The 19,326-nt window shown below is 70.7% G+C and carries 14 protein-coding genes; 4 read left to right on the forward strand and 10 right to left on the reverse strand.

The features are described from left to right. Positions 1 to 142: 142 nt before the first annotated feature. Positions 143 to 1,663: a depupylase/deamidase Dop gene (dop, locus tag JOD65_RS14565; RefSeq protein ID WP_191195651.1), complete on the reverse strand. Its 1,521-nt coding sequence runs from the start codon at positions 1,661 to 1,663 to the stop codon at positions 143 to 145. Positions 1,664 to 1,666: 3 nt separating this feature from the next. Here dop and JOD65_RS14570 point away from each other — a divergent pair, with 3 nt between their 5' ends. Then, the gene (locus tag JOD65_RS14570) at positions 1,667 to 2,290 is read left to right on the forward strand and encodes a class I SAM-dependent methyltransferase (protein WP_191195652.1); all 624 of its coding nucleotides are present in this window, start codon (positions 1,667 to 1,669) and stop codon (positions 2,288 to 2,290) included. A gap of 164 nt (positions 2,291 to 2,454) precedes the next feature. Here the strand turns inward: JOD65_RS14570 and JOD65_RS14575 are convergent, their stop codons facing one another. From JOD65_RS14575 to JOD65_RS14595, 5 genes are all read right to left on the reverse strand, one after another. Beyond that, positions 2,455 to 2,802 carry a hypothetical protein gene (locus tag JOD65_RS14575; RefSeq protein WP_191195653.1) on the reverse strand — a complete coding sequence of 116 codons (348 nt, stop codon included), beginning with the start codon at positions 2,800 to 2,802 and terminating at the stop codon, positions 2,455 to 2,457. 7 nt (positions 2,803 to 2,809) lie between these two features. After that, the gene (gene arc, locus JOD65_RS14580; protein ID WP_191195654.1) at positions 2,810 to 4,555 is read right to left on the reverse strand and encodes a proteasome ATPase; all 1,746 of its coding nucleotides are present in this window, start codon (positions 4,553 to 4,555) and stop codon (positions 2,810 to 2,812) included. A gap of 102 nt (positions 4,556 to 4,657) precedes the next feature. Continuing rightward, complete coding sequence (locus JOD65_RS14585) at positions 4,658 to 5,200, reverse strand: GrpB family protein (RefSeq protein WP_191195655.1); 543 nt, start codon at positions 5,198 to 5,200, stop codon at positions 4,658 to 4,660. Next, positions 5,197 to 6,168 (reverse strand): tRNA (adenine-N1)-methyltransferase, encoded by a 972-nt coding sequence (locus JOD65_RS14590; protein ID WP_191195656.1) that lies wholly within the window; start codon positions 6,166 to 6,168, stop codon positions 5,197 to 5,199. The genes JOD65_RS14585 and JOD65_RS14590 overlap by 4 nt, the downstream gene beginning before the upstream one ends. A gap of 35 nt (positions 6,169 to 6,203) precedes the next feature. Continuing rightward, complete coding sequence (locus JOD65_RS14595) at positions 6,204 to 7,373, reverse strand: site-2 protease family protein (RefSeq protein WP_307821186.1); 1,170 nt, start codon at positions 7,371 to 7,373, stop codon at positions 6,204 to 6,206. A gap of 103 nt (positions 7,374 to 7,476) precedes the next feature. On the opposite strand from JOD65_RS14595, the gene JOD65_RS14600 reads away from it, so the two are divergent. Further along, positions 7,477 to 8,397: a RecB family exonuclease gene (locus tag JOD65_RS14600; RefSeq protein ID WP_191195657.1), complete on the forward strand. Its 921-nt coding sequence runs from the start codon at positions 7,477 to 7,479 to the stop codon at positions 8,395 to 8,397. Between the two features lie 14 nt (positions 8,398 to 8,411). On the opposite strand, the gene JOD65_RS14605 is transcribed toward JOD65_RS14600, so the two are convergent. Continuing rightward, complete coding sequence (locus JOD65_RS14605; protein ID WP_307821187.1) at positions 8,412 to 9,140, reverse strand: HAD family hydrolase; 729 nt, start codon at positions 9,138 to 9,140, stop codon at positions 8,412 to 8,414. A 141-nt stretch (positions 9,141 to 9,281) separates the two neighbouring features. Here JOD65_RS14605 and JOD65_RS14610 point away from each other — a divergent pair, with 141 nt between their 5' ends. Continuing rightward, on the forward strand, positions 9,282 to 10,703 hold the full coding sequence (locus JOD65_RS14610; protein ID WP_191195658.1) for a GntP family permease: 1,422 nt from the start codon (positions 9,282 to 9,284) through the stop codon (positions 10,701 to 10,703). Positions 10,704 to 10,715: 12 nt separating this feature from the next. Here the strand turns inward: JOD65_RS14610 and JOD65_RS14615 are convergent, their stop codons facing one another. Both JOD65_RS14615 and metH read right to left on the reverse strand, forming a co-directional pair. Beyond that, positions 10,716 to 12,656, reverse strand: coding sequence for a PAS domain S-box protein (locus JOD65_RS14615; RefSeq protein WP_191195659.1), 1,941 nt, complete (start codon positions 12,654 to 12,656; stop codon positions 10,716 to 10,718). A gap of 132 nt (positions 12,657 to 12,788) precedes the next feature. Next, positions 12,789 to 16,502 carry a methionine synthase gene (gene metH / locus JOD65_RS14620; RefSeq protein WP_204811541.1) on the reverse strand — a complete coding sequence of 1,238 codons (3,714 nt, stop codon included), beginning with the start codon at positions 16,500 to 16,502 and terminating at the stop codon, positions 12,789 to 12,791. Between the two features lie 206 nt (positions 16,503 to 16,708). Here metH and JOD65_RS14625 point away from each other — a divergent pair, with 206 nt between their 5' ends. Further along, positions 16,709 to 17,554, forward strand: a complete 846-nt coding sequence (locus tag JOD65_RS14625; RefSeq protein WP_191195660.1) for a PAC2 family protein — start codon at positions 16,709 to 16,711, stop codon at positions 17,552 to 17,554. Between the two features lie 473 nt (positions 17,555 to 18,027). Here the strand turns inward: JOD65_RS14625 and mshC are convergent, their stop codons facing one another. Then, positions 18,028 to 19,266, reverse strand: a complete 1,239-nt coding sequence (gene mshC / locus JOD65_RS14630) for a cysteine--1-D-myo-inosityl 2-amino-2-deoxy-alpha-D-glucopyranoside ligase (protein WP_191195661.1) — start codon at positions 19,264 to 19,266, stop codon at positions 18,028 to 18,030. Positions 19,267 to 19,326 lie beyond the last annotated feature (60 nt).

Here is a 19,326-nt window from a genome sequence, read left to right on the forward strand (position 1 = left end):
ACGTTCACCCTCGGCGGACGGGCGCGTCGTGCCTCCACGGAGGACTTGGCGGGGAAGTCCGACACCTGGAGGGGGTTGCAACCGCCTACGAGCGTCGAAGTCCCCGCACGTGCGGGGACTTCGACGGGAACGAGCACAGCCGTCAGCGGGTGATCGCCGCGACGAGGGCCTGGGCGGAGTCGCTGCGGTCGATCAGCTCGCCGACGTGGGCGCGCGTGCCGCGGAGGGGGTCGATGGTGGGGACCCGCTGGAGCGACTCACGGCCAGGGAGGTCGAAGATCACCGAGTCCCACGACGCGGCGGCCACCGAGTCGGCGTACTTGTCGAGGCAGCGACCGCGGAAGTAGGCGCGGGTGTCGACCGGCGGGTCGTGCATGGCCGCCTCGATCGTCGCGTCGTCGAGCAGCCGCTCGATGCGACCGGCGGCGGCCAAACGGTGGTAGAGCCCCTTGTCGGGTCGTACGTCGGCGTACTGCAGGTCGATGAGGTGCAGCTTGGCGTCGTCCCAGTCGAGGTCGTCGCGGTCGCGGTACTGGGTGAGCAGCTTGAGCTTGGCGACCCAGTCGAGCTCCCCGGCGCACTCCATCGGGTCGCGCTCGAGCCGGGTCAGCACCGACTCCCAGCGGGCGAGGACGTCCACGGTCTGCTCGTCGGCATCGGCGCCGTAGCGGTCCTCGACGTACTTGCGGGCGAGGTCGAGGTACTCGAGCTGCAGCTGTACGGCGGTGAGCCGGCGCCCGTCGCGCAGGGTGACGAGCTGCCGCAGCGTCGGGTCGTGCGAGACGTCGCGGAGCGCCTTGACGGCCCCCTCGACGCTCAGGTCGCGGTCGATGAAGGCGTCCTCGATCATCGCGAGCACGAGCGCGGTGGTGCCGGTCTTGAGGTAGATCGAGACCTCGGCGAGGTTGGCGTCGCCGAGGATGACGTGGAGACGGCGGTAGACGGCGGGGTCGGCGTGCGGCTCGTCGCGGGTGTTGATGATCGGTCGCTTGAGGGTCGTCTCGAGCCCCACCTCGACCTCGAAGTAGTCGGCGCGCTGGCTGATCTGGAAGCCACGCTCGGGTGTCGTGTCGCGCCCGTCCTGTCCGATGCCGACCCGGCCCGCGCCGGTGACCACCTGGCGGGATACGAAGAACGGCGTCAGGTGGCGCACGATCTCGGCGAACGGGGTGGAGCGCCGCATCAGGTAGTTCTCGTGGGCGCCGTAGGACGCACCCTTGTTGTCGGTGTTGTTCTTGTAGAGCACGATCGGGGTGCTGCCCGGCACCTGCGCCGCCATCCGCGACGCGTCGAGCATCACCTGCTCCCCCGCCTTCTCCCAGCGGACGACGTCGAGCGGCGTCGTCACCTCCGGCGAGGAGTACTCCGGGTGCGCGTGGTCGACGTAGAGCCGCGCACCGTTGGTGAGGATGACGTTGGCCAGGCCGAGGTCCTCGTCGGTGAGCTGGCTCGGGTCGGCCACCTGCCGGGCCATGTCGAAGCCGCGAGCGTCACGCAGCGGCGACTCCTCCTCGAAGTCCCAGCGCGCCCGCCGCGCCTTCACCGTCGAGCTGGCGTAGGCGTTGACGATCTGGGAGGACGCCACCATCGGGTTGGCCGACGGCTGTCCCTGCACGGAGATGCCGTACTCGACCTCCGTGCCCATCACGCGCCGTACGCTCATGTGATGAGCCTACGGGTGTGGGACGAGCGCGTGCTGCCGCGCCTGACCGACCGGAGCCTGCGGGGCCCCGAGCTTGACGAGCTGCGCAGGGCCGTCTGCGCCGGCCTGACCGGGCGGGTGCTCGAGATCGGCTTCGGCAGCGGGCTCAACGTCCCCTGGTATCCCGGCGGGGTCACGTCGGTGGCCGCGATCGAGCCGTCGGACCTCGCCTGGGAGCTCTCCCAGCGCCGGCGGTCAGCCAGCGACGTCACGGTCGTCCGCGCCGGGCTCGACGGCCAGCGGCTCGACCTGCCGGACGACTCGCACGACAGCGCGCTGGTGACGTTCAGCCTGTGCACGGTGGCGGACCCGCTGCTGGCGCTGCGGGAGGCGCGGCGGGTGGTGCGCGACGGTGGGCGGCTGCACGCGCTCGAGCACGGCGTGGCACCCGAGGAGTCCGTACGCCGGTGGCAGCGTCGGATGGAGCCCGTGCAGCGAACCGTCTTCGCCGGCTGCCACCTGACCCGCGACGTGCCGGACCTGCTCACGTCCGCCGGGTGGCGGGTCGAGGACCGGGAGCAGGACTACCTGCCCGGACCGGCCCTCGCCCGGCCGTGGACGTACGTCTACCGGCTGGTAGCCGGCTGAGACGACGTGGGGCAGACGATCAGCGTCCGCGACGGAGGAACCCGACGAGGAACAGCACGATGACGACGATGACGACGATGATCAGAATGGTTCGCATCCCGTCAACCTAGTGCGCGCACGCACCGCGACCACACCCTCCCAGGGGTGTCCGGCCGACGTGTTGCTCAGTCGCCGCGGGACTGCCAGGCATGCGCGACGTTCACGGCGACGATCCCCCCGAGCGTGACCAGCAGCGCCAGGAACTGGTCGTTCACGCCGAGCACGATGCTGATCGGGATGAACGCCACCAACGAGATGATGCCGAGGGCCAGCTGGCGGGCACCTGCACCGGCCACTGCGGCCGTACGACGCTGCTGCAGCTCGCCCCGCTCGGCCGCGCGGCGCTCCACCGCACGCTCGATGCGGTCGGCGAAGCCGTCCACGAGCTCGGCGTCGTAGCGGGCACCGAGCTCGCGCCGGGCCGACAGGGCGGCCTCGATGTCGCCGTGGCCGAGGTCGTCCTGGTGGCTCATGCGCGGCTCAGAGGTACTGGCCGGTGTTGGCGACCGTGTCGATCGAGCGACCCGGCTCGGTGCCCTGCTTTCCGGTGATGAGCGTGCGGATGAAGACGATCCGCTCGCCCTTCTTGCCCGAGATCCGCGCCCAGTCGTCGGGGTTGGTGGTGTTGGGCAGGTCCTCGTTCTCCTTGAACTCGTCCACGCACGCCTGGAGCATGTGCTGGACCCGGAGACCGCGCTGCGCGGGGTTGAGGTCGCTGTCGAGGAAGTCCTTGATCGCCATCTTCTTGGCCCGGTCGACGATGTTCTGGATCATCGCGCCGGAGTTGAAGTCCTTGAAGTAGAGGACCTCCTTGTCGCCATTGGCGTAGGTGACCTCGAGGAAGCGGTTCTCCTCCGACTCGGTGTACATCCGTTCCACCGTGGCGCGGATCATCGCGTTGACGGTGGCGGTGCGGTCCTGGCCGAACTCGGTGAGGTCCTCGGCGTGCAGCGGCAGGCTCGGGGTCAGGTACTTCGAGAAGATGTCGCGCGCCGACTCCGCGTCGGGGCGCTCGATCTTGATCTTCACGTCGAGGCGACCGGGCCGCAGGATGGCGGGGTCGATCATGTCCTCGCGGTTGGAGGCACCGATCACGAGGACGTTCTCGAGAGCCTCGACGCCGTCGATCTCGCTGAGCAGCTGGGGCACGATCGTGTTCTCCACGTCGGAGGACACGCCCGAGCCGCGGGTGCGGAAGAGCGAGTCCATCTCGTCGAAGAAGACGATGACCGGGGTGCCGAGCGAGGCCTTCTCGCGCGCCCGCTGGAAGACCAGGCGGATGTGCCGCTCGGTCTCGCCGACGTACTTGTTGAGCAGCTCGGGTCCCTTGATGTTGAGGAAGTAGGACTTCCCCGACGCCCCGGTGCGCTCGGAGACCTTCTTGGCCAGCGAGTTGGCGACCGCCTTGGCGATCAGGGTCTTGCCGCAGCCGGGCGGGCCGTAGAGCAGCACCCCCTTCGGGGGCTTGAGCTCGTGGTCCTTGAACAGCTCGGGGTGCAGGTAGGGCAGCTCGACCGCGTCGCGGATCGCGTCGATCTGGGTGGTGAGGCCGCCGATCTGCGTGTAGTCGATGTCGGGCACCTCCTCCAGGACGAGCTCCTCGACCTCCGACTTCGGGACGACCTCGTAGACGTAGCCGGCACGAGTGTCGAGCAGCAGCGAGTCACCAGCGCGGATCGTGACGTCCTCGGCGCGCAGCGGCTCGGCGAGGCGCACGACGCGCTCCTCGTCGGCGTTGGCGATCACGAGCGCGCGGTCGCCGTCGGCGAGGATCTCCTTCAGCATGACGACCTCGCCCACCTGCTCGAAGTCGAGGGCGGCGACGACGTTGAGGGCCTCGTTGAGCATGACCTCCTGGCCGCGCACGAGGCCGTCGAGCTCGACGGCGGGGCTGACGCTGACGCGCAGCTTGCGCCCGCCGGTGAAGACGTCGACGGAGTCGTCGTCGTTGCGCCCGAGGAACGTGCCGAAGCCCGCCGGCGGCTGTGCCAGCCGGTCGACCTCCTCCTTGAGCGTGGTGATCTGGTCGCGCGCGTCGCGCAGCGTCTGGGCGAGCCGCTCGTTCTGGCTCGAGACGGCCGCCAGGGACCGCTGCGCGTCGGCCAGCCGGGTCTCCAGGCCGCGCGACTGACCGGGCAGGTCCTCCAGGCGGCGGCGCAGGTCGGTGACCTCGTCCTCCAGGTAGCGCACCTGAGTGGCAAGTTGCTCGCGGGTCGGCTCAGTCATCTCGCACCTCCTGCTCAGTGACACTACCCATGGATCCACGGGACGGAAGTGAATATCTCGCCGTGTTGATCACCGTTTCGCAACGCAGGCGTGAGGGGTGCGTCAACCGCCGTTGAGACGTCGGATCGTGTCCAGCTCCGCCTGCGTCATGTCCCCCGATGCCTCGAGCACCTGCTGGAGCACCGCCGACTTCCCGGCGAGGTAGGTGTCGATGTCCATCCCCGGGTCGGCCGCCAGCGCCTGCTTCACGGCGGCGTACGCCTCGCGCAGGTCGTCCTGGGACCGGAGCACGTCGCGGACAGCGAGGTGGTTGCGCACGTTCAGGGTGCCGGCGGTGCAGACGTAGACGTTGCGACGCGGCTCGTCAGGCGCGTGGAACGCTTCGCGGCCGGCGACACCGAGGTCGCCGCGATGTTCGTAGCCGATCGACTCCAGCGCCGCGATCGCGCCGGGCACGTCCTGCGCGTCGACGACGACGTCGATGTCGAGGATCGGCTTCGCCGCCAGCCCCGGGACCGACGTGGAGCCGACGTGCTCGACCGTGGCGGAGGCGATGCCGGCGAGGGCGTCGTGCAGCACCGCTGCGACGTCGTCGTACTGCTCGGCCCACCGCGGCGACCAGTCGACGACCTCGATTCCGCTCACTCGTCGTCGGAGTCGAGGTGCGCGGGGTTGACCGGCGGGATGTCCGCGGGGCGCGGGCCGGTGTAGTCCGGACCGTAGGCGCCGGGCGCGGGACGCCGGGTCTTGCGTGGCGGCTGCTCCCCCGGCGCCATGCGGCGCGCGGTGACGAGGAAGGCGGTGTGCCCGATCATCTTGTGCCCGGGTCGCACGGCGAGGCCCTCCACGTGCCAGTCGCGCACGAGGGACTCCCACGCCTGCGGTTCGGTGAAGCCGCCGTGGACGCGCAGGGTCTCGACCACGCGGGAGAGCTGGGTGGTGGTGGCGACGTAGGCGCAGACGATGCCGCCGGGCACGAGCGCGTCGGCGACCGCATCGACGCAGTTCCACGGGTCCAGCATGTCGAGGATGACGCGGTCGGCCTGGCCGCCCAGCGCGGGCAGGCCCTCCTTGAGGTCGCCGAGCCGCAGGTCCCAGGCCGGGTGGGTCTGGCCCTCGGGGGCGGAGAAGAACTGGTTGACGTTGCGTCGGGCGACGTCGGCGAACTCCTCGCGGAGCTCGAACGACGTCACGCGGCCCCACGGGCCAACGGCCCGCAAGAGCGAGCAGGTGAGTGCACCCGACCCGACACCGGCCTCCACCACGCGGGCGCCGGGGTAGATGTCGGCGAGTGCCACGATCTGGGCTGCGTCCTTCGGGTAGACCACGGCCGCCCCGCGCGGCATGGAGACGACGAACTCATTGAGCAGCGGGCGGAAGACGAGGTACTGCCCGCCCGCCGACGAGACGAGCGTGAAGCCCTCCTCGCGACCGATCATGTCGTCGTGGTCGAGATGACCCTTGTTGGAGAAGAACCGCTTGCCCGCGACGAGCTCGAAGTTGTGCTTGCGGCCCTTGTTGTCGACCAGGCGGACCCACTCGCCCTCACGCAGGGGGCCGCGGTGGACGCCGGACCAGGCCTCGGCGGGGACGTCGGGAGAAGGCTCGGACATGGCGCGAACCCTAGTGTTCCGAGGGCCGATTTCCCTCAGCGGCGACCGTTCTCACGAAACGCCCGGTCGACGTCGGCGGTCGACAGCACCCCGTAGATCCGGCCGTCGGCCTCGACGAGGAGGTACTCCTCCGCGGGGCGCCGGCTGATGGCGAGGATGAGGTCCTCCCCCGCGACGGTGGCGGGCAGCGTGAGCCCCTCTTCCATCGTGCGGGCGACCGCCGACACCGCCACCCACGGTCGGCGCTCGACCGGCATCGCGGTCACCGCCGCCTCACTGACGATGCCCACGGGGGTGCCGTCGGGCGTGACGGTGACGATGCTGCCCGCCTCGGCCTCCTGCGCGCGGCGTACGGCCTCGGCGAGGGGCAGGTCCTCGGGGACGGTGAGCGTACGACGTGCGAGCGGGCGCGCGACGAGGGCAGGGAGGCGCTGACGCAGCCGGGCGTGTGCCATCGCGGCCGTCGCGCCGGTCCAGAGGAACAGGCCGAGGATGAACACGAGGACGAGGTCGAGGATGCTCGGCGGCTCGCCGATCACCTGCTCCTGCACCAGCGGCCAGGCCAGCAGCGCCACCGCTGTGATGCGACCGCCCCAGCCGGCGACGATGGTGCCGCGGTGCTGGTTGCCGGAGGCACCCCAGACGAGCGCCTTGAGGACGCGACCGCCGTCGAGCGGCAGGCCCGGCACGAGGTTGAGCACGCCGATCAACAGGTTGGCGCCGGCGAGGAGGACCATCGCCTCACGGACGAGCCCGTCCGACATCACGTAGGCCACGGCTCCGGACGCAGCGCCGACCGCGATCGAGGTGAGCGGGCCGACGACGGCGATCCAGAACTCGTGGCGGGGACGCCGCGACTGCCCGTCGACCTCCGTCATGCCGCCGAGGAAGTGCAGGGTGATCGAGTTGACGCCGTAGCCCAGGCGCTTCGCGACGACCGCGTGGGACGCCTCGTGGAGCAGGACCGAGAGGTAGAGCACGACCGCGAACACGAAGCCGGCGACGTACTTCCAGAACCCCAGACCGGGTTGGGCGGCCTCGATGCGTGGCCCGAACGCCAGCGAGATCAGCAGCGCGACGACGAACCACGAGGAGGTGATGAGGACGTCGATCCCGACGATCGACCCGATGCGAAGCGTGCCGCGCGGGCGCGGTGGGCGCCGCTCGTCGCCGTCGTCAGACGCTGGATCGATGGGATCGGACACGTCTGAACCCTAACGAACCCCGCCCACAGCGGAGGCCCGCCCTGACGAGTCGTCCGCCGGCGTGGGTCCGTTGTCGGTGGCCCCGCCTAGGCTGAGCCGCGTCATGTCGACCTCCCTCCCGACTCCTGCCACCACGGCAGCGCCCGAGTCCCCCGCCGAGCGGATCTCGACGCCCGTGGACGGGGTCGACGTGCTCGGGGCGATCTCGCCCAGCCGGGCGGGCGACTTCATGGCGTGCCCCCTGATGTACCGCTTCCGCACCATCGACCGGCTGCCCGAGCCGCCGTCGCCCGACGCCGTCCGCGGCACCGTGGTGCACAAGGTGCTCGAGGACCTCTTCGACGCACCAGCGGCGGAGCGCACGCCCGAGCGGGCCGGCGACATGCTCGTGCCCACCTGGGAGCTGCTGCTCGAGGCCGACCCCGGCCTGGCCGAGATGTTCGGCGGCGAGGGGCCCGACCTCGCTGCGTGGCTCGCCTCCTGCCGCACCGTGCTCGACCGCTACTTCGACCTCGAGGACCCGAGGCGCCTCGAGCCTGCCGAGCGGGAGCTCTATGTCGAGGCGCTGCTCGACTCCAAGCTGCTGCTGCGCGGGTTCGTCGACCGCGTCGACGTGGCGCCGAACGGCCGGATCAGGGTGGTGGACTACAAGAGCGGCAAGGCCCCCGGCGAGGGCTACGAGGCCAAGGCGCTGTTCCAGATGAGGTTCTACGCGCTCGTCCTCTGGCGGTTGCGCGGCGTCGTGCCGTCGGTGCTGCAGCTGGTCTACCTCGGCAACGGCGAGATCCTGCGCTACGAGCCCGACGAGGACGACCTCCGCGCCACCGAGCGCAAGGTCGAGGCGGTGTGGCGGGCGATCCGCCTCGCCCAGGAGACGGGCGACTGGCGCCCGAGCCCGTCCCGCCTCTGCGACTGGTGCTCGTTCCACGAGTTCTGCCCCACCAAGGGCGGCACGATCCCACCGCTGCCCGAGGCCGCCCCGGCACCCGCGACGGACGCGTCGACCGACGGGTCCACCGACTGACGCCAGCGGCGCAGCTAGGCGGTCGGGGTCTCCGACCCGCCGGCGTACGAGTCCACGAGCGCGGCGAGACCGGCGGTGTCGAGGCCGTCGAGGGTGTCGACGAAGACGCGCCCATCCCCCTCGAGGATCGGCACGTGGTTGGGCACGCACAGCACGGTGCACCCCGCGGCGACGGCCGACTTGGCGCCCGTGTTGGAGTCCTCGATCGCCAGGCACTGGCCCGGGTGCAGGCCCAGCTCGGCGGCCGCGGTGAGGTACGGCTCGGGGTGCGGCTTGCCGAACTCGACGCGGTCGCCGGTCACCACCGTCGCGAAGGCGCCCTCGGGGAGGTGGGCGAGGATCGGGTCGACGAACCGCTGCCACGACATGGTGACGAGGGCGCAGGGCACGCCCTGCCGGTGCAGGTCGGTGAGGAGCTCGCGGGCCCCGGGGCGCCACGGCACCTCCACCTCGACCCGGGCGACGACGCCGTCGAGCAGCTCGTCGACGATCTGCTGCGGCGTGCGGTCGATCCCCATGTGCACGCGGATGTAGTCACCGGACTCGAGCAGGGCGTTCCCGACGAGGTTCAGTGCGTGCTCCTCCGACCAGGTGCCGCCGTACTTCTCCGCCATCGCGTACTCGGTGGCGATCCAGTAGGGCTCGGTGTCGACGAGCGTCCCGTCCATGTCCCAGAGCACCGCGGCCGGGAAGGGCGTCGGAGCGCCGGCGACCTCGCCGACCCGGCTGCGGTGTGATGTCACGAGGACTGACCCTATCCACCGGCGGTCGTCCGGCCCGACGGCGCCCAGCACTCGACACCGGGTGGTCAATGCCTGCCCGGCACGGGTAGACAGGAGGCCACTCGGGAGCCTCTCGGGGACGACGACTTCTCTGGAGAGCTCATGGTCGCCCTGCACACCACGATCGCGATCGTGCTGGTCATCGCACTCATCATCAAGGTCCGCATCGACCCGGTGATCTCACTGATCCTCGGATCCCTGTACCTCGGACTGGCCAGCGGCGTCGGCTTCGCCGGCACCATCGAGGCGATCACCACCGGCTTCGGCGGGATCATGGCGGAGGTCGGCCTGCTGATCGGATTCGGTGTGCTGATCGGCTCGCTGCTGCACTCCACGGGTGCGTTCCGGCGCCTGGTCGCGCTCCTGGTGCAGCGGGTCGGCTCGGCGCGGCTGCCGTACGCCCTGACCTCGATGCTGGCGGTGGTGATGCCGTCGATCTACGTGGACGTGCAGGTCGTCCTCGCCGCACCGGTCGCCCGATCGGCATCGCCGTTCATCGGCAAGGTCGGACTCCCCGTGCTCGCGTCCGCGCTCGGTTGCGGCATCTTCGCCGGCTACGTCTTCGTCATCCCCGGCCTCGCCGCCATCTCGATCGCCGGCCTTCTCGACATCCGCCTCGGCGACTGGCTCGTGTACGGCGTCGTGATCGGCCTGATCACGGCCCTCGTCTCCACGCTGCTGATGCGCCTGCTGTTCTCGGCCGGCGGCTTCTGGAACCCGGAGACGGACGAAGAGGTCGACGAGGCGATGGCGGAGCAGGAGGCGGCCGACCGGGCCTACCTGACGGGCGAGGCGGACTCCTCGGAGGAGGCGCTGGCCAGCAGCGAGTCCGAGGCGACCGCGGCCAAGGAGCAGGCGGGCGTACGCCAGCTCCCGCTCATCGTGCTGATGCTGCCGATCCTGGTGCCGCTGCTGCTGATCGCCTTCGGCGCGTTCGCCGAGCTGGGTGGCTGGTCCACCTCCTTCATCGCCTTCCTCGGCGATGCCAACGTCGCGCTCTTCATCGGCCTCCTCGGGGCCTACTTCCTCTCGCGCGCCTCGTCGGGCCGTGAGCACACCAACGAGGCGATGGAGGACGGGTTCCACACGACCGGCGAGATCCTCCTCATCACCGGCGTGGGCGGCTCGCTCGGCGCGGTCATCGAGGCGACCGGGCTCGACAGCGTGCTCGGCGACCTGTTCCAGGCCGACGAGGGCGCACCCGTCGTGCTGAGCATCCTGCTGGCGTGGTTCATCGCCGCGGTCCTGCACCTGGCGATCGGCTCCGTGTCGGTGGCGGCGATCACCGCAGCCGGCATCATCGCCCCGATCCTCGACTCGCTGCCCATCTCGCCCATCGCCGTAGGCCTGGCCATCGCGTCGGGCGCGATGTTCGCCCTGCAGGTGAACAGCAACTTCTTCTGGATGTTCAAGTCGCTGCTGGGCCTGTCGACCAAGGGCACGCTCAAGACGCTGACGCTCGTGACCTCGGTGGCCTCGGTCGTCTCGCTGCCGCTCGTCATGCTGGCGGCCGTCGTCCTCTGACCCGGTCGCCCGTCAGGTGCTCGCGGCAGCCACGGGGACCCGGATGAGGAACGTCGTCGGGCTGTCGTCGGCCGGGGGCTCGTAGACGACCTCACCGCCGTGGCCCCTCGCGATCTCGCGCACGAGGTACAGGCCCAGTCCGGTCCCGCTGGTGGCTCCGGCCGCGGCGAAGCGGTCGAACAGCCGCGAGACGAGCTCGTCAGGCACACCGCGGCCCGCGTCCGAGACCCGGAGCTCGACGTGGTCGCCACGCACCTGCGCACCCATCGTGAAGGGCGGGGCACCGTGGCGGATGGCGTTGTCCAGCAGGTTGTCGACCGCCTGGGCGAGGCGGACCTCGTCCGCCTGGAGGACGGCGCCGTCGGGGACGTCGACCCCGACGTGGGCGGTGGGGCTGGCAGCCTCCCGGCGGGCCGCGGCACCCCGGACCAGCTCCGGGAGCGACACGCTCTGCGTCCGGAACTCCATGCCCGAGCCCTGCAGCTGTGACGCAGCGGTCAGGTCGGCGGCGAGCCGGCGCAGGCGCTCCGCGCTGCTCCGGATGCCGCGGAAGAGCTGGTCGCGCTCACCGGCCGCCATCCGGCCCTCCGACACCTGGAGCGCGTGGGCGCTGCCGTCGATGACGGCCGTCGGGTTCCGCAGCTCGTGGGCCGTGACGGCGAGCAGGCGCGCCTGCTCGGCCATGGCCTCCAACCGGTCGTCGGCGTTCTGCCGCTGCTCGGTCTGGTCACGGGTGACCTTGGCGAAGCCGACGTGCAGGCCCCTGTCGTCGTGGACCGGGCTGATGACGACGCTGGCCCAGAACCGGGTGCCGTCCTGGCGCACGCGCCAGCCCTCCTCCGCGAACGACCCGTCGCGCAGCGCTGCCTCGAGATTGCGCTGCGGATGCCCCGTCAGCTGCTGCTCCTCGGGGTAGAAGACCCGGAAGTCGCTCCCGATGATCTCGTCGGCGTCGTAGCCCTTGATCCGGCGCGCGCCTGCGTTCCAGCTCATCACCCGTCCTCTGGTGTCGAGCATGAACACGGCGTACTCCTCGACCGCGGCGACCAGGAGCCGGAACTTCTCCTCGGTCCGATGCAGCTCGTCCTCGACGGTCCGCTGGGCGCTGATGTCCTGCACCTGCGCGAATCCGTAGAGCATCTGGCCGCCCGAGTCGCGGATCGGGACGAGCGTCACGAGGGCGATGCGGACAGCACTCGCTCCAGGCGGTCCGGGGATGCGGTGCTCGAACGTGGCGACGTTCTCCTGCGAGGTCCGGAGTGCTTCGAGCCGGCTGTCCAGGACGTCACCCTGGCCGCCGGTCAGGCGGCCGTAGTCGACGCCGACGAGCTCGCTCGGCTCGCACGACATGAGGTCGGCGAGCGCATCGTTGGCGCGCACGATCGTGGCGTGCACGGTCAGGGTCGCCATGCCGATCGCGGCGCGGTCGAAGAGCGCATGGAAGCCCTCGAGGTGCTCGTCCAGGATCTCCTGCTCGATCCGGGTCGTGTCGGCACCTGCCTCGAGGAGCTCGGCAGGGGTGTCGGGTGGCGAGGTCGACGAAGAAGGTGAAGGTACGACGGGCTTCGGGCTCGTGCCCAGGAGACTCTGGAAGAGGCGCTCGGGGAGCTGTTCCAGGGGGATCGACTTCTCGATGAAGTCGATCGCGCCCAGCTCCCGGACCTCCGTGGTGAGGTGGGTGCCCCCGAAGCCGCTGAACATCACCACGGCTGTCTCGGGCCGCACCGCGAGGATCGACGGCAAGGTCTCGAGGCCGTCCATGCTCGGCATCGAGACGTCGAGGAGCACCAGTGCGGGTTCGTGCCGGATCACGAGCGCGATGGCCTGCTCGCCGTCCGCGGCCTCGCCCTTGACGTCGAACAGCCCCGAGGACTCGAGCCGCATGCGCACCAAGGTCCGCACGTCGACGGAGTCGTCGACGAGCACCACCGAGACCTTGCCGGCCTCAATCACCCTGGGGTTCCTCCATCTGCTGGTCGTCCACGGTCCAGCGACCCGCCGTCGTGCGCGGCAGGTCGCCCCTGTGGCCCGTTCCCGACATGGCCCTCCCCCATGCATGGGCGGGGCAGGAGGTCCCCCGGTCCGTCAGTCCTCGGGGTCGTAGCCGAGGTTGGGCGATAGCCACCGCTCGGCCTCGGCGAGCGTCCAGCCCTTGCGCTCCGCGTAGTCGGCGACCTGGTCGCGCGCCAGCCGCCCCACCACGAAGTACTGGGACTGCGGGTGAGAGTAGTAGAACCCGCTGACCGACGCCCCGGGCCACATCGCCATCGACTCGGTGAGCTTGATGCCGGTGTGCTCCTCGACGTCCAGGAGCTCCCAGAGCGTCTGCTTCTCGGTGTGCTCGGGGCAGGCGGGATAGCCCGGCGCCGGCCGGATGCCGTCGTACTGCTCCTTGATGAGCCCGACGTTGTCGAGGTGCTCGTCGGGCGCGTAGCCCCACAGCTCCTTGCGCACCCGCTCGTGGAGCCGCTCGGCGAACGCCTCGGCAAGCCGGTCACCGAGGGACTCGAGGAGGATGGCGTTGTAGTCGTCGAGGTCGGCGCGGAACGCCGCGACGCGGTCCGAGAGCCCGTCGCCGGCGGTCACCGCGAAGGCACCGACGTGGTCGCGCAGGCCGGTCTCCTTGGGGGCGACGTAGTCGGCGATCGACCGGTTGGGCACCCCGTCGCGGTGCTGGCCCTGCTGCCGGAGGTGGCGCAGGGTGGCGTGCACCTCGCTGCGGTCGTCGTCGAGGTAGAGCTCCACGTCGTCGCCCACCGAGCTGGCCGCGAAGAAGCCGACCACGCCGTGCGCGCGGATCCACTTCTCCTCGATCATCTGGTCGAGCATCGCCTGCGCGTCGTCGTAGAGCTTGCGGGCCGCCGGTCCGGAGCTGGGGTTGTTGAGGATGTCGGGGAACGCGCCCTTCATCTCCCAGGCGTTGAAGAACGGCTGCCAGTCGATGTAGCGGCGCAGGGTCGTCAGGTCCTGGTCGCGGAGCACGCGTACGTGCTGGCTCGCGCGCACGCCGGTGAGCGGCGAGACCGCGTGGTCCTGCTGGAGCAGCATGTGGGGCTTGGGCGGGTGGTAGTCCGACCAGTCGACCGTGGTCGCGTTGGCACGGGCGTGCTCGAGCGTCACCATCGGCCGGTCGTTCTTGGCCGAGTGGCGCGTGCGCAGCGAGTCGAAGTCGGCCTTGACGTCGCCCATGAGCTTCTCGCGACCGGTCGGGCTGAGCAGCGCCGCTGCGGTGGGCACGGACCGGGACGCGTCCTTGACCCACACCACGGGGCCGTCGTACTTCTGGTCGATCTTGACCGCGGTGTGGGCGCGGGAGGTGGTGGCGCCGCCGATCAGGAGGGGGATCTCGAGGCCGAGGCGCTGCATCTCGGAGGCGAAGTTGACCATCTCGTCGAGGGACGGCGTGATCAGGCCGGACAGGCCGATGATGTCGGCACCGTGCTCCTGCGCCGCGTCGAGGATCTTCTGGGCCGGGACCATCACACCGAGGTCGATCACCTCGTAGTTGTTGCACTGCAGGACGACGCCGACGATGTTCTTGCCGATGTCGTGGACGTCGCCCTTGACCGTGGCCATGACGATCGTGCCGTTGGTGTCCTTCTGGGCCGCGAGCGCAGGGTCCTTCGCCTTCTCCTCCTCGATGAAGGGGATCAGGTAGGCCACGGCCTTCTTCATGACGCGGGCGCTCTTGACGACCTGCGGGAGGAACATCTTGCCCGCGCCGAAGAGGTCGCCGACGACGTTCATGCCGTCCATCAGCGGGCCCTCGATGACCTCGATCGGTCGGCCGCCGGCCGCCGCGATCTCCGCCCGGAGCGCCTCGGTGTCGTCCTCGACGTGGGCGTCGATGCCCTTGACCAGGGCGTGGGCGATCCGCTCGCGCAGTGGGAGGCTGCGCCACTCGTGCTCCGCCTCCTCGACGGCGTCGGCGGCCACGTTGAAGCGCTCGGCGATCTCCAGCAACCGCTCGGCGGCGTCGGCGCGGCGGTTGAGGACGACGTCCTCGATGCGCTCGCGCAGCTCGGCGTCGACCTCGTCGTAGACGACGAGCGCGCCGGCGTTGACGATGCCCATGTCGAGGCCCGCGCGGATGGCGTGGAAGAGGAAGACGGCGTGGATCGCCTCACGGACCGGGTTGTTGCCCCGGAAGGAGAACGAGACGTTGGAGATGCCGCCGCTGACCTTCGCGCCGGGGAGGTTCTGCTTGATCCAGCGGGTGGCCTCGATGAAGTCCTCGCCGTAGGTGGCGTGCTCCTCGATGCCGGTGGCGACGGCGAAGACGTTGGGGTCGAAGATGATGTCCTCGGGCGGGAAGCCGACCTCGTCGACGAGGATCCGGTAGGCCCGCTCGCAGATGGCCTTGCGCCGGTCCAGGTTGTCGGCCTGTCCGTCCTCGTCGAACGCCATCACCACGACGGCGGCGCCGTACTTGCGGCACAGCCGGGCGTGCGCGCGGAACGACTCCTCGCCCTCCTTCATGGAGATCGAGTTGACGATCGCCTTGCCCTGCACGCACTTGAGGCCGGCCTCGATGACCTCCCACTTGGAGGAGTCGACCATCACCGGCACGCGGCTGATGTCGGGCTCGGCCGCGATGAGCTTGAGGAAGCGGTCCATGGCCGCGACCCCGTCGATCATCCCCTCGTCCATGTTGACGTCGATGACCTGGGCGCCCGACTCGACCTGCTGCGCAGCCACCGCGAGGGCGGCGTCGTAGTCGCCGTCCTTGATGAGCTTGCGGAAGCGCGCGGAGCCGGTGATGTTGGTGCGCTCGCCGACGTTGACGAAGAGGCTCTCCTCGGTGATCGTCAGCGGCTCGAGACCGGAGAGCCGCATCACCGGCTCGAGGGTCACGGGCTCGCGGCGGCCCTTGCCCTCGACCGCGCCGGCGATGGCGGCGATGTGGTCGGGCGTGGTGCCGCAGCACCCGCCGACGAGGTTCAGGAAGCCGGCGTCGGCGAACTCCGCGAGGACCGCGGCCGTCTGGTCGGGCGTCTCGTCGTACTCCCCGAAGGCATTGGGCAGGCCGGCGTTGGGGTAGACGCTGACGAACGAGTCGGCCAGCCGCGACAGCTCGGCGACGTAGGGGCGCATGTCGCGCGCGCCGAGGGCGCAGTTGAGGCCGACGGCCAGCGGGCGGGCGTGGCGGATCGAGTCCCAGAACGCCTCGGTGACCTGGCCCGAGAGCGTCCGACCGGACGCGTCGGTGATGGTGCCGGAGATGATCACCGGCCAGCGGCGCCCCTGCTCCTCGAAGAGCGTCTCCACAGCGAAGATCGCGGCCTTGGCGTTGAGGGTGTCGAAGATCGTCTCGATCATCAGCAGGTCGGCGCCACCGTCGACGAGCCCGCGGGCGGCGACGAGGTAGGCGTCGGCGAGCTGGTCGAACGACACGTTGCGCGCGCCCGGGTCGTTGACGTCGGGCGAGATGGAGGCCGTGCGGGTCGTCGGGCCGAGCGCGCCGGCCACCCAGCGAGGGCGGTCCTCGGTCGCGACCGCATCGGCGGCCTGGCGGGCGAGCCTGGCCGACTCGCGGTTGAGCTCGTAGGCGAGCTCCTCGAGGCCGTAGTCCGCCAGGGACACCGAGTTGGCGTTGAACGTGTTGGTCTCGATGATGTCCGCGCCGGCCCGGAGGTACTCCTCGTGGATCGTCCGGATGATCTGCGGCTGCGTGATCGAGAGCAGGTCGTTGTTGCCGATCAGGTCGCTCGGGTGGTCGGCGAAGCGCTCACCGCGGTAGCCCGCCTCGTCGGGCCGGTCGCGCTGGATCGCCGTACCCATCGCGCCGTCCAGCACCATGATCCGCTCGCTCAGGATCTCCGTCAGTGCGGAGGTGGCATCAGGGCGGTGCTGCGGCTCCACGGATGTGGCTCCTCTCGGGCGGCGTTGCAGCCAGCCTAGGAACGTCGTCCGACACGCGGACTGGTTTCCCACATGGTGGCACCCGGCGCGTCGGGCGGCGAAATCACGACGGATGGCTGGGCGCGGCGCCCTAGGCTCGGCGGGTGATCGAGTTCGACGACGTGCAGGATCTGGTCTCCCCGGTGGTGATCGCCGCCTTCGAGGGTTGGAACGACGCCGCCGACGCGGCCTCGGGGCTGGTGGACCACCTCATCGAGCAGTGGAAAGCCGAGGTCATCGGCGCGATCGACCCCGAGGAGTTCTACGACTTCCAAGTCAACCGACCGATCATCGGCACCGACGTCAACGGCTACCGACGGCTCACCTGGCCCACCACGCGCATCGCCGTCGCGCGCCCCGCCGAGCTGGACCGTGACGTCATCCTGGTGCGCGGCATCGAGCCCAACATGAAGTGGCGCCAGTTCTGCGCCGAGCTCCTCGCTGCCTGCGACGACCTCGGCGCCGAGCTCGTGATCACGATGGGCGCGCTCCTCGCCGACACACCCCACACCCGCCCCATCCCGGTCACCGGCACCGCGACCGAGCCCGAGCTCGTGGACCGCCTCGTCCTCGAGCAGTCGACCTACGAGGGGCCGACCGGGATCGTCGGCGTCTTCAACGACGCGTGCACCCAGCTCGACATCCCGGCCGTCTCCTACTGGGCCGCGGTCCCCCACTACGTCGCCCAGCCGCCGTGCCCCAAGGCGACGCTCGCCCTGCTCGGCCAGCTCGAGGAGCTGCTCCAGGCCCCGATGCCGATCGGCGACCTCGCCGACGACGCCAAGGCCTGGGAGCGCGGCGTGGACGAGCTCGCCGCCGAGGACGAGGACGTCGCCGACTACGTCCGCGCGCTCGAGGAGACCCGCGACACCGCCGAGCTCCCGGAGGCCTCCGGCGAGGCCATCGCCCGCGAGTTCGAGCGCTACCTCAAGCGCCGCGACACCGACTGAGGGTCTGCCGGGCGTCGACGCGCCGCGCAGCGGTGCCCCACCCACATTCGCCTACAGCGGAATGTCGCTCACGCACCGCCGACCCGCGCGTCGTACGCCGACACGCCCCGCAGCGGTGGCCCAGGGGCACTTCCGGCCGCTCGAGTCCCCCTCACGCACCGCTGCCCAGGCAGCGGTGCCCCACCCACATTCCCCGCCTGCGGAACGTCGCTCAGCCACCGCCCGCCCGCGCGTCGTACGCCGACACGCCCCGCAGCGGTGGCCCAGGGGCACTTCCGGCCGCCCGAATACCCCTCACGCACCGCTGCCCAGGCAGCGGTGCCCCACCCACATTCCCCGCCTGCGGAATGTCGCTCAGCCACCGCCCGCCCGCGCGTCGTACGCCGACACGCCCCGCAGCGGTGGGTGAGACACCTTTTCTGGCCTCAGAACCTGCCTCACGCACCGCTCGGGTGGTGAGGAGGCGGCGTACGTCAGAGCGAGAGGCCGAGGGCGGCGTCGAGGAGCCGGTGGACGGTGGCCGCGGCCTCCGGGTCAGAGGTGTCGGCGAGGCCGGTGGTGCCGAGGGTCGCCTCGACCCACTCCTGGACGGCGGCGACGGCGGTCGGCGCGTCGAGGTCGTCGGCCAGGGCGGCGAGCACCCGCTCGACGTACGGAAGGGCCGGCGCACCGTTGCCGAGCGCGAGGGCCCGGCGCCAGGTGGCCAGGGAGTCGACGGCGTCCCAGAGCTGGTCGTCGGTCCACTCCCAGTCGCTGCGGTAGTGGTGGCGCAGCAGCACCAGCCGGATCGCCATCGGGTCGACCTCGCTCATCCGCAGCGCGGAGACGAAGACGAGGTTGCCCTTGGACTTCGACATCTTCTCGCCGTCGTAGGCGACCATCCCGGCGTGGGCGTAGGTCCGCGCGAACCGCTCCCCCGGGTGGGCGACCTGCGCGTGACCGGCCGACATCTCGTGGTGCGGGAAGACGAGGTCGCTGCCGCCGCCCTGCACGTCGAACGTGGACCCGAGGTGGTCCAGCGCGATCGCGGAGCACTCGACGTGCCAGCCCGGCCGGCCAGGACCCCACGGGCTGTCCCACGCCGGCTCGCCCGGCCGCTCGGCACGCCACAGCAGGCAGTCGAGCGGGTCCTTCTTGCCATCGCGGTCGGGGTCGCCACCTCGCTCGGGGAAGATCTCGAGCATCGTGTCGCGGTCGAGGCCGGACACGGCGCCGAAGGTGTCGTCGGCGGTCACCGAGAAGTAGAGGTCGTCGTCGACGCGGTAGACCGACCCGGCCTCGTCGAGTCGCTGGATCAGCTCGATCACCTGCGGGATGGACTCGACCGCCCCGGTGTAGTGCGCGGGCGGCAGGACCCTCAGGGCCTCCATGTCCTCGCGGAAGAGCTGGGTCTCGCGCTGGGCGAGCTCGGCCCAGTCGACGTTGACCTTGGTGGCGCGCTCCAGCAGCGGGTCGTCGACGTCCGTCACGTTCTGGACGTACGTCACCTCGTGGCCGGCGTTGCGCCAGGCGCGGTTGAGGAGGTCGAAGCCGACGTAGGTCGCGGCGTGGCCCATGTGGGTGGCGTCGTAGGGGGTGATCCCGCAGACGTACATCCGCGCCGGTCCCTCGGGCCGCGTCTCGACGAGGACGTCGCTCGCGGTGTCGTGCACCCGCACGACGGGGCCCGTCACGGGCAGTGAGGGAACGTCGGGCGACGACCAGGCACGCATGTCGCGAAGCCTATCCGCCGCCCGGGAGGCGCCGGCCGTCGCTGCCCGTCTCGATCTCGA

The organism is Nocardioides cavernae (genome assembly GCF_016907475.1).
GTDB classification, from domain to species: domain Bacteria; phylum Actinomycetota; class Actinomycetes; order Propionibacteriales; family Nocardioidaceae; genus Nocardioides; species Nocardioides cavernae.

Bases quoted from the DNA above. Each gene is read 5' to 3' on its own strand.
- JOD65_RS14610 (WP_191195658.1), top strand. From the start codon at position 9,282: ATGGTCGCCCTGCACACCACGATCGCGATCGTGCTGGTCATCGCACTC.
- mshC (WP_191195661.1), bottom strand. From the start codon at position 19,266: ATGCGTGCCTGGTCGTCGCCCGACGTTCCCTCACTGCCCGTGACGGGC.
- metH (WP_204811541.1), bottom strand. From the start codon at position 16,502: ATGGTGCTGGACGGCGCGATGGGTACGGCGATCCAGCGCGACCGGCCC.
- JOD65_RS14590 (WP_191195656.1), bottom strand. From the start codon at position 6,168: ATGTCCGAGCCTTCTCCCGACGTCCCCGCCGAGGCCTGGTCCGGCGTC.
- arc (WP_191195654.1), bottom strand. From the start codon at position 4,555: ATGACTGAGCCGACCCGCGAGCAACTTGCCACTCAGGTGCGCTACCTG.
- JOD65_RS14575 (WP_191195653.1), bottom strand. From the start codon at position 2,802: ATGAGCCACCAGGACGACCTCGGCCACGGCGACATCGAGGCCGCCCTG.
- dop (WP_191195651.1), bottom strand. From the start codon at position 1,663: ATGAGCGTACGGCGCGTGATGGGCACGGAGGTCGAGTACGGCATCTCC.
- JOD65_RS14600 (WP_191195657.1), top strand. From the start codon at position 7,477: ATGTCGACCTCCCTCCCGACTCCTGCCACCACGGCAGCGCCCGAGTCC.
- JOD65_RS14570 (WP_191195652.1), top strand. From the start codon at position 1,667: ATGAGCCTACGGGTGTGGGACGAGCGCGTGCTGCCGCGCCTGACCGAC.